This window comes from Acetivibrio cellulolyticus CD2, from assembly GCF_000179595.2.
GTDB classification, from domain to species: domain Bacteria; phylum Bacillota; class Clostridia; order Acetivibrionales; family Acetivibrionaceae; genus Acetivibrio; species Acetivibrio cellulolyticus.
On sequence record NZ_JH556657.1, the window covers coordinates 661,473 to 670,458 of the forward strand.

Annotated in this window: 10 protein-coding genes; 6 read left to right on the forward strand and 4 right to left on the reverse strand. The window is 35.7% G+C overall.

The features are described 5' to 3' along the window. Window positions 1–130 precede the first annotated feature (130 nt). Window positions 131–694 (forward strand): ATP-binding protein, encoded by a 564-nt coding sequence (locus tag ACECE_RS27665; protein WP_010248555.1) that lies wholly within the window; start codon window positions 131–133, stop codon window positions 692–694. Between the two features lie 60 nt (window positions 695–754). On the opposite strand, the gene ACECE_RS0214700 is transcribed toward ACECE_RS27665, so the two are convergent. The 3 genes from ACECE_RS0214700 to ACECE_RS27670 are packed head-to-tail and all read right to left on the reverse strand — an operon-like array spanning window position 755 to window position 3,966. Beyond that, window positions 755–1,768: a site-specific integrase gene (locus ACECE_RS0214700; protein ID WP_010248557.1), complete on the reverse strand. Its 1,014-nt coding sequence runs from the start codon at window positions 1,766–1,768 to the stop codon at window positions 755–757. Next, a complete protein-coding gene (locus ACECE_RS0214705) occupies window positions 1,758–2,747 on the reverse strand; it encodes a tyrosine-type recombinase/integrase (protein WP_010248559.1) in 990 nt (329 codons plus the stop codon). Before ACECE_RS0214705 ends, ACECE_RS0214700 begins: the two co-directional genes overlap by 11 nt. Further along, window positions 2,737–3,966: a site-specific integrase gene (locus tag ACECE_RS27670; RefSeq protein WP_010248561.1), complete on the reverse strand. Its 1,230-nt coding sequence runs from the start codon at window positions 3,964–3,966 to the stop codon at window positions 2,737–2,739. The genes ACECE_RS0214705 and ACECE_RS27670 overlap by 11 nt, the downstream gene beginning before the upstream one ends. A gap of 163 nt (window positions 3,967–4,129) precedes the next feature. Here ACECE_RS27670 and ACECE_RS30225 point away from each other — a divergent pair, with 163 nt between their 5' ends. From ACECE_RS30225 to ACECE_RS0214735, 5 genes are all read left to right on the forward strand, one after another. Next, a complete protein-coding gene (locus tag ACECE_RS30225) occupies window positions 4,130–4,324 on the forward strand; it encodes an ATP-binding protein (protein WP_040428546.1) in 195 nt (64 codons plus the stop codon). Window positions 4,325–4,659: 335 nt separating this feature from the next. Further along, on the forward strand, window positions 4,660–5,451 hold the full coding sequence (locus ACECE_RS29460; RefSeq protein WP_010248563.1) for a hypothetical protein: 792 nt from the start codon (window positions 4,660–4,662) through the stop codon (window positions 5,449–5,451). A 434-nt stretch (window positions 5,452–5,885) separates the two neighbouring features. Further along, window positions 5,886–6,407 carry a GNAT family N-acetyltransferase gene (locus ACECE_RS0214725; RefSeq protein WP_010248565.1) on the forward strand — a complete coding sequence of 174 codons (522 nt, stop codon included), beginning with the start codon at window positions 5,886–5,888 and terminating at the stop codon, window positions 6,405–6,407. Window positions 6,408–6,698: 291 nt separating this feature from the next. Further along, a complete protein-coding gene (locus ACECE_RS0214730) occupies window positions 6,699–7,286 on the forward strand; it encodes a hypothetical protein (RefSeq protein WP_010248567.1) in 588 nt (195 codons plus the stop codon). A gap of 287 nt (window positions 7,287–7,573) precedes the next feature. Next, complete coding sequence (locus ACECE_RS0214735) at window positions 7,574–8,005, forward strand: hypothetical protein (protein WP_010248570.1); 432 nt, start codon at window positions 7,574–7,576, stop codon at window positions 8,003–8,005. Between the two features lie 549 nt (window positions 8,006–8,554). On the opposite strand, the gene ACECE_RS30670 is transcribed toward ACECE_RS0214735, so the two are convergent. Then, the gene (locus tag ACECE_RS30670) at window positions 8,555–8,812 is read right to left on the reverse strand and encodes a hypothetical protein (protein ID WP_162862475.1); all 258 of its coding nucleotides are present in this window, start codon (window positions 8,810–8,812) and stop codon (window positions 8,555–8,557) included. Window positions 8,813–8,986: the final 174 nt, after the last annotated feature.

The following is an 8,986-nucleotide window of genomic DNA, read 5'->3' on the forward strand; positions in this document are numbered from 1 at the left end:
AGTCCTTCTTTGAATCTGGTACGGATGCTGCTTGAATTAAAAGAACCGGTGAAGATAACGGATGACTTAGTTGTAGAGCATAAGGGACTTGAAATATATGATTCCTTGATTACGAAGGGAGATGACGTTAGTGGAAATATCACAAAATGAAGTTGAAATTCAGCGATTATCAAGCAAACTGAACTTACCTGCTATATCAAGTTTTAGGAAACATGTCAAAACTTCATCTACATTTGAAGAAAATCTTTTGCACCTGCTGCAGCTTGAAACTGATTTGAAGGATCGTGAACTAATCAAACGCAGAATCAAGGCTGCAGGATTCCTAATACAGAAAACAATTGATACATTTCAGTTCAGTGAAGAACGGTTGCCATTTTTAAAACATGAAGAAGTGATGGAATTACTTCAGTGCGAGTTTATTGCAAATCATACAAACATTGTTGCAATAGGTAACAGTGGCACTGGCAAAACTCATCTTATGACTGCTCTTGCTATGGAAGCAATACGAAAAGGTTATTCAGTAAGATTCAGGAGAGCGTCCGATCTGGTAACACAATTATCCGAAGCCCAGTCGGAAAAGCACCTTTCAAGTATGCTTAATTCCTTGAATAAGTGCCAATTGCTGGTTTTAGATGAATTATGTGAAGCTTTGCATAATTCGTCTTATGAGAAGTATAATATTATGCAAAGTTGAGAGTAAAACCCCTAATAAATCATATGAAAGCTTTCTCTGAACTTTGCATAATATATTAAGCTAAATGATAGATTTAAGCCATTCCATCATTTCTTTCTTCTGTCTTTCAGAATATTTTTCAGTAGGAAGTACATTTGGGCTAACTGCCTCAATAGCTTTACGTTTGATTTCGGGGTTCGATTTTGCGTAAATTTCTGTCGTAACAACAGAAGCATGGCCAAGAAAATCTCGAATATAAATAAGATTAACACCACCTTCCAGTAGGTGCATGCTTTTACTGTGCCTCATAGTATGTGGTGATACCTTATTGGGAAATAAGTCTTGACGGATACTTCGTGCTAAATCAACATACTTGTCTAAGATATATGCAATTCCAGCCCGAGTCAGTTTCTCACCCTTTTTGTTAAAAAACAATGGATATGTACTTAAAATTACCGTTTTCTTTTTACAATCATCCATATATGAATTTATCACAGATAATGATTGCGGCATTATTGGAACAACTCTAGTTTTATTACCTTTTCCTGTTAACCTGACAGTTGCTGGCTTTACATTACGAACATCACCAAAAGTTAGGTCTGCAATCTCTTGGACTCGTGCACCACTATCATATAGAAGAGTTAGTATAGCTAATTCTCTCCGACCTTCTAGCTTTGAGGTATCTGGTAGACTTAGCAAAAGCTTTATTGCTTCAACAGAAAAATAGTTCATAGGCATAACAGGTACTTTTTGGGATTTGATTCGTAAAACAGATGTACAAATCTCGATATATTCAGGATTTTCCTTCTGTACAAATTTGAAAAATGCATGAACTGCTGCAAGCCTTTGATTAACGCTAGATACGGAATAATGCTTTTCACATTCCAGCCATACAAGAAAATCTTCAATATATTTGCAGTTCATAGTCTCCAAACTGATTTTTGATAAGGATTTATGAAGATACTCATGATACTGAAATAAAAGAATAAAAGTATCTCTATATGATTTTATTGTATTATTACTATAGCTTGTACGCTCGGGTATATATTTCAGGAAATAGGATGAAAGCAGTTGTTGAAAATGGTTATTCTTCATGTTTGATTACCTCTGGGAAAATCCCCTGATAGAAGTCTTCCATAGTACCAATAACTAAGTCATATGCTTCTACTGTCATACGGAGATATTTTTCAGTGCTTTCAATACCTCTATGTCCAAGATAAGTACTTAACACCGGTAAAGAGCAATATATATCCCTTCCTTCTCTAACCATCTTTTCCAATGAATAAACTGAAAATGTGTGCCGGACATCGTGAACGCGAGGGGGTGACCCATTTGCCCTGAAGATCTCTGCTTTCTGCATAAACTTTCTGAATTGACAGTATATAGGTGTGCTATTGTACTCACCACCACATCTGCTTGGATAGTAATAACCATCATATGCTGGCGAAAAACCCATACGCTTTACGTATAATTTACAGTATCTATGAAGTGATTGCGACATTGGAAGCAAGCGCTGGGATTTGTTTTTTGTATCATCTAGAATTATAATCCCCTGCTCCATGTCAATATTCGCCATTTTCAATCCTAATGCCTCATTGATTCTAAGACCACATCCTAAGAGCATACGGAATAGCATAGGATAGATAAGGTGGTATGTAGGGTATCTAGGGCTGAACGGTATATCATCAAGTATTCTGATCAACCTGTTTATTTCAGTTTGTGTAAAAATATATGGGATGAAATTTGATTTTACTTTTACAAAGTCTGACTCAGGATATACATAAAAATTGAAACCAATTCTATTCATGAATAGGGAAAACTGGCGAATAGTGCTCATTCTTATGTGCTGCGTTTTGACTGATTCCGAGCCGCGACGTGCCACGTATGTCTCTACCATCTCTTTTGTAAGTGTAAATGAAAGTTCGTTATCTTCAAAGAAGTCATCCATGCCTTTTAAAGTGTAGTAAACTGATGAACCGACTTTAAATCCAAGGCTACGTTTATAGTCAATATATTTGTTGAAGTATTCTTTGAGTGGACCTCTGAATACATAAGGAATTTCTTTATTCTTCATATGGCACCTCCAATGCTACAGAACGGAGCTGATTTATATCAATAGCAAGGTAAGAACGGGTTGTGCTTGTGTTTTCATGACCAAGAATCCCAGTTATTACAGGATAGGGTGTATTGTTTTTTAGAAGATTACTGGCCAGACTGTGCCTTGCAGAATGCAGTCCATGTTTCCGACCTGAAAATGATATCCCTGCTTCAATTAAGTATCTTGTGATGACATCATGGAACACGTTTGTTGCTACATAGGGATCATAGGGAGCCCGATGCCTGAGAAATATATATGGCAGGCTACTTTTGGGACGGCCATTCTTTATGTAATCAATCATAGCAAATTTTACATTTTCGGGCAGAGGCAGTTGTATTGGATTCTTTGTTTTCTGCTGAGTAAATTCAATCGTATTCTTCTCCCAGTGTATATACTCTAATTTCAGCATTCGTATATCTCCAGCACGTATTCCTAATTGGATAGCAAGCAGCAAAATTAAATAATCCCTTTTTCCGATTATTTCATCACGATTGACGTGTAAAAGAATTTTCTTTAGTTCATCCTCAGAATAATAGGATGGAATCCGTTCTGACTTATTAGAAAAAATGACAGGAAACAATCCCTGTAGAGGCTCAGAAATATATTGTTTATCATGTAAAAACGAAAGAAAACTTCGCAACGTGAAGAGAATTCCGCTTCTTGTCGACCTTGCATAACTAGCATCTTTTAAACTCTTTGCATATGAAATGATGTAATCAGCTGAAATATATTTAATATTCTCAATTCCGTTGTTGCTGATGTAGTTGAGAAACCGTATTACTTGTATAGTTTTTGCCTCCACTGTCCTATCCGTCAATCCAGATGCACGGGAAGCACTAATGAATAGTTTCAAACACTCGGAAAAATTTAAATTAACCTGTTCTCTCGGTTTTTGATGACATTTAAAAAATCGACCATGCTTAGCAAATTCATCAAGTATTTTGATGGTTCTAAGATGAAATACTTGACTTTGTGTTAATTTTCCGTCTGTCAGAATATGATATTCTTGCTTTACTACTGCTATACATGATTCATACGAGAATTGTTCAATTCCTTGTAAAAGACATCTTTTCAGGAGAACCTTCCAAGAATAATGGTATCTTTTAATTGTACTATCTGTATAGCCAGAATTACGAAGATGGGATTCAGCACTCTGAATTAGTTCTTCAAGTGATATAGTTGTTTTGTTTGCCATAAGCAACCTCCTCTTTTTTCTCAACTATATCACGAAATATTATGCAAAGTTCAGAGCAAGATTTTCTATGATTTATCAAGGGTTTTACTCTCAGCTTTGCATAATAATATACTTCTCATAAGACGAACTTGGGTACCTTACACTAGATCAGCGTAGCTCAAATCTGCTTTTTCAGGTACTTGCCGCCAGATACGAGGTAAGAAGCACTATCGTTACAAGTAATCTGGAATTCTCCAAATGGCCTGATTTTATTGGAGACTCAATAATGGCAACCGCCTTAGTGGATAGACTGGTACATAGATCGACCATTCTAAATATGAATGGAGAAGGATATCGAATAAAAGATGGCAGAAAATGAAGGGATTAACCGGCTCAAATGCGAGTCGGTTTTTTGTTTGTAGATAAGTATTCTTTCTTTTCATGAGAAAAGAAAAGTGGCCCTCAAAAATACCTTTCAATTTAGTACCTTGATATTTAAAAAAATATTTATTGTGAATTGAAAGCTGTGATTGTATAATGTTCACAATACATTAGTTAACTGCTGAACGTCAATGAATAAAGGCATTAGTGGTGGTGTCATTTTATGCAGCATTATTAAGCTGTAAAGGTGCACCAGAGTGGAGCACTTTTACGATAGCGATTCCAGGTTAAGCAATACGTTGGAGAAAAATTGTTTTATGAGGAGAAGTAATTATGAAGTTAAGAGGTTTAATTTGTACGGGGATGTTGTTTATAGTAATTGCTTTAACAGGTTGTGGAGATAAAAGTGCATCACAAAATATTAAGTCCCAAAATGAAAAAATAAGAAGTAAAAATCCTGATAATATATCACAAATAAATAATAAGGAAAATGAAGCTTTGGGTGAACAAAAAGATAATAATAGCCAAAGCGAGAAAAAAGTAAGTTCAACAAGTAGTGTCGACAATGCAACGCCAAATGCGTTTTCGGCATACAAAGCAGTTTTGCTAAACGAAGCTAAATTTACCACTGACAACAAAGGAACAGAAGTCTATTTGAAAGATTATCCATATCTAGATCATGTAATTTATTTTGCACTCGTTGATTTGGATGGTGACGGAGTGTCTGAGGTCATAGTAAAAGAGACTTATGACGAAATAGATGCAAATGATTGTCGTGCTGTTGTTTTGCATTATGGGAATAACAAAGTCTATGGCTATTTCTTTGGAGCCGGATTAATCTACAATGTTAAAAAGGACGGTACGTTCAGCTATTCTGGTGGTGATGGTGACGGATGTGTCAAAATACATTCATTCGTGGTGTTCCCTGATCCTGACAATCCACCTATTCAATCAAATGACTTTCTTTGTTTTTATGACAAACACTCTGTTGAGTACAATATAAATGACCAGCCTGTGAGCAAGAAAAAACTTGATGCTTTCATAGAAACACAGAAACTTAAGGATAATGCAGTTTGGAATATACTTAATAAAGAAAATATTGAATCTCATTTAGTCAATAAATAGTGTGTAGCACTTTATAATTTACTGACGAAGGAATACTGGTTTCAATTGACAAATCCAATTTTTGAGTATATAAAACCTCAAAAACTGAATTTTGCTAAAGAATAAAGTTGTAAAATAGTTAATTGTATTTCTGATAAAGGGCTGCCCTCCTTGGCAGCTCTGGCTTCGCGGGCCGCCGCACATCAGAGAACAATGCATGGCAGTAAAAGTGCGGGTTAGAAGATCATGAAGTAGATTCTCTGGAGAAGGAGCATGAAGAATGCCGCACCACATTCCATCGTCGGGCAGGCAAGCTGCCGCTTACGGGTCTTTCTATCGGGTCCGACTCTGGAACGTCTTCCATGCGGAACGATATATAAAATCATGTGCAAGACCGACGCGTCCTGCGTCGGGTATTCAAAGTATGGCTTTGTAGAGTTTAAAGAGGTGATATTGTGATCTTAAAAACAAATATTGATGGACTGGTTTTAAGAAATTATACGTTAGAAGATAGTGGATTATACTCAAGTTATGCTAGTAATTATAATATATGGAAGTTTTTTAGAGATGAATTTACCTATCCATATACAAAAGATAAAGCTGAAGAGTATATAGCTAAAACTTGCATTAATAATGAAAATAATTTTTTTGCGATATCACTGAATGGTAAACTTATTGGTGATATTCATGTTGCACAACAAACAGATGTATTAAAGTTATCAGGATTTTTAGGCTATTGGCTTGCAGAAGATTTTTGGGGAAAGGGATTTATGACAGAATCTGTAAAGGTCATAACAAATTATATTTTTGAGAATACAGAATTAATAAGAATATTTGCAAGGGTATTTTCCAATAATTATGGTTCAATAAAAGTTTTAGAAAAAGCAGGTTACATACAAGAGGGGTACTTTAAAAATGCAATAGTAAAAGAGGGCAAAATCTATGACCAGCTACAATTTGCTGCATTAAAAGAGTAATGAAAGGGGCTGACGTCCTGTCAGCCTCTGAACTTTGAAGGCACATGACTTTACATATCAAGTCCATTTGCGTAAAGGGCAAAGCATGAAGAAGATTCTCTGGAGAAGGAGCATGAAGTCATCCTGCCCTCATCGAAGAATCGGGTGCAAGCACCGCCTACGTAGAAGGGCTTTGTAAGTCCGATTCTTCGACGACGCAAATGGCGAGACGTTAGTTGAAAGACCATGCAGTTTTTAAGCAGAACTTTGAAGCGGTTTTTATATTAAAAGATTATTTTTCGAGGTAGAGTTATGAAGAATGGATTTGAATTTCCAAGTGTTTTTTTAGATATGGATAGATTGGGTTGGACTCAAAATTGTGAAGAATATGTTTGGTTTGATGATATGGAATGGTATTCAATAGATGAGATTGTAAATTGGTGTCCAGAAGAACGAATAGTCAGTTCTCCATTAATTGTTCCATTTGCCCATACTGGTGGTGGAGATGTATGGGGATGGTATATTGAAGATCTAAAAAATCCAATTGTTGTTCTTTGTTATCATGATGATACTATAGCAAAAGTGTATGCCAGAAATTTTGAGGAAGCTTTATTTAGACATATTTTGGAATATGTATCAGAATCAAATATAGACTATGTTGACGAAGCGAAAGAACATATATTGAATTGGAAGAACAAATTTGGTAGATATTTTAAACCTGAATGGAATAATGAAATCGAAAAGTTATTGTCATTAGAATTAAAACCCTACAATGAAACACGTTTGAAAATTAATTATACTTATAATGTTCTATTGACACCTCAAGAAGTCGAACTATTGATAAAGAAATATATGTTTTTTGATAAAATGGATAGTGAAGTTGTTTGGGATATAGAATGATTAAGTCTGGCTTCGCGGGGCATGGTCCATCAACTAACAATGCATGGCAGTGAAGGTGCGGTAAAGAAGGTCATGGAGTAAATTCTCTGGAGAAGGAGCATGAAGAATGCCGCACCACATTCCATCGTCGGGCAGACAAGCTGCCGCTTACGGGTCTTTCTAACGGGTCCGACTCTGGAACGTCTTCCATGCGAGACGTTAAGTGCAATCCTTTTGAAATAAGTGGTAACTTGTAGTTTTTCATTAAAGATTTTTCTTTTATTATTAAGGAAAATTAGGTGATCAAAATGGGAGAACCTTTGGTTCAGGTAGTTTTATTGTATATACTTTTTATAGTTTTAATAACAATATTATTTGGGCTGTTACGGAAAGTATTTAAAAACAGGATTGTTATATTCTGTTATGTTTTTATTCTAATAAGTCCGTTTTTATTATATATCCCTGTTGAAGTAAATACATTTCTATATGGAAAAGAGTTTAAAGATGTAGAAATAGATACTGGATTAAATTATCCGGTTGTTTATTATAAAGTTTTTTCTATAAGCAAGAATGAAGCAGAGCTTTTCTTTGTTGAAGGAGAGAATGGTTATCATGAAGTAGGTAATTTTTATTATTTTGTTAAGGAAAATGGAAAGTGGAAGTTTAATAGGTGGGGAAGAACTATGTGGACTAATTATGGTGGGAGTGCTTCTGAATTTACGGTGCCGCCTTATTTTTAATATTGACTCTTTACATCTATTGTATTTCTCCATAGTGAAGAGATTAATTTAGTACAGTGCCAGAGGACTGCACTTAACAAGTCCATTTGCGTCAAGGGCATAGCATGGAGAAGGTTCTCTGGAGAAGGAGCATGAAGTCATCCTGCCCGCATCGCTTCATCGGGTGCAAGCACCGCCAAGGGGTATTCCTTACGGGTCCGATTCAGCGACAGCCGCAAATGGCAAACGATCTCCGACATATCCTGATTTGTCCGCCATCCATGGCGGAGTTTTGCTTGGGTAAGGCTTTGAAGTCAGTTGTTAAATTAAAGTATTAAGATATTAGATAATATGTTGAATCTTTTTAATTAGATTTAATGATATATTAGGCATTTGCAAAATGACTTAAAAAATCAGATGTAAAAAGTTAGAAGAGATGTAAAATGGACTTTGATAACTTAAGAGGGATATATGTTAGTGATTTGACTGAAAAACCAGAACCTTGTTGATGAAATTACAGCACAAATAAGCTTATGTATAAGACATAAGTTTCAAGAGTAAGTTAGTAAATCAAGCGATTAAAGGTTTTAAACTACGTATATACTTGTGCTCATGAATTTTATCTGCAAGTATTACAGTAATTAGTTGTGTGATACCTGCGAGATATAAATCTGCTTTAATAGTTAGGTTGTCTCTTGTTTTAAGATTACCACAGGCCATAGGCTCCTTAAGGTATTGAATGTTTTTTTCTACTACAGTCCTAATTTTGTAGTCAGAAATCCATTCGTCAGAGCCTCTAATCACACCTGGATACATGCGTTTATCCATGGCAGGAGATGTGAAGGTTACACGACCGCAAGGCTTGCCATTACAGGGGTTATCACAAGAAGTAACCCATTTACCTTTAATTAGTTTTGCCTGTGGGCACCGCCATTTGAATCTTTCGATTCTTCCTTCTTCTCAGATCCAGCCATTTGGTTTCATTGGTACAGAAGAATCTTT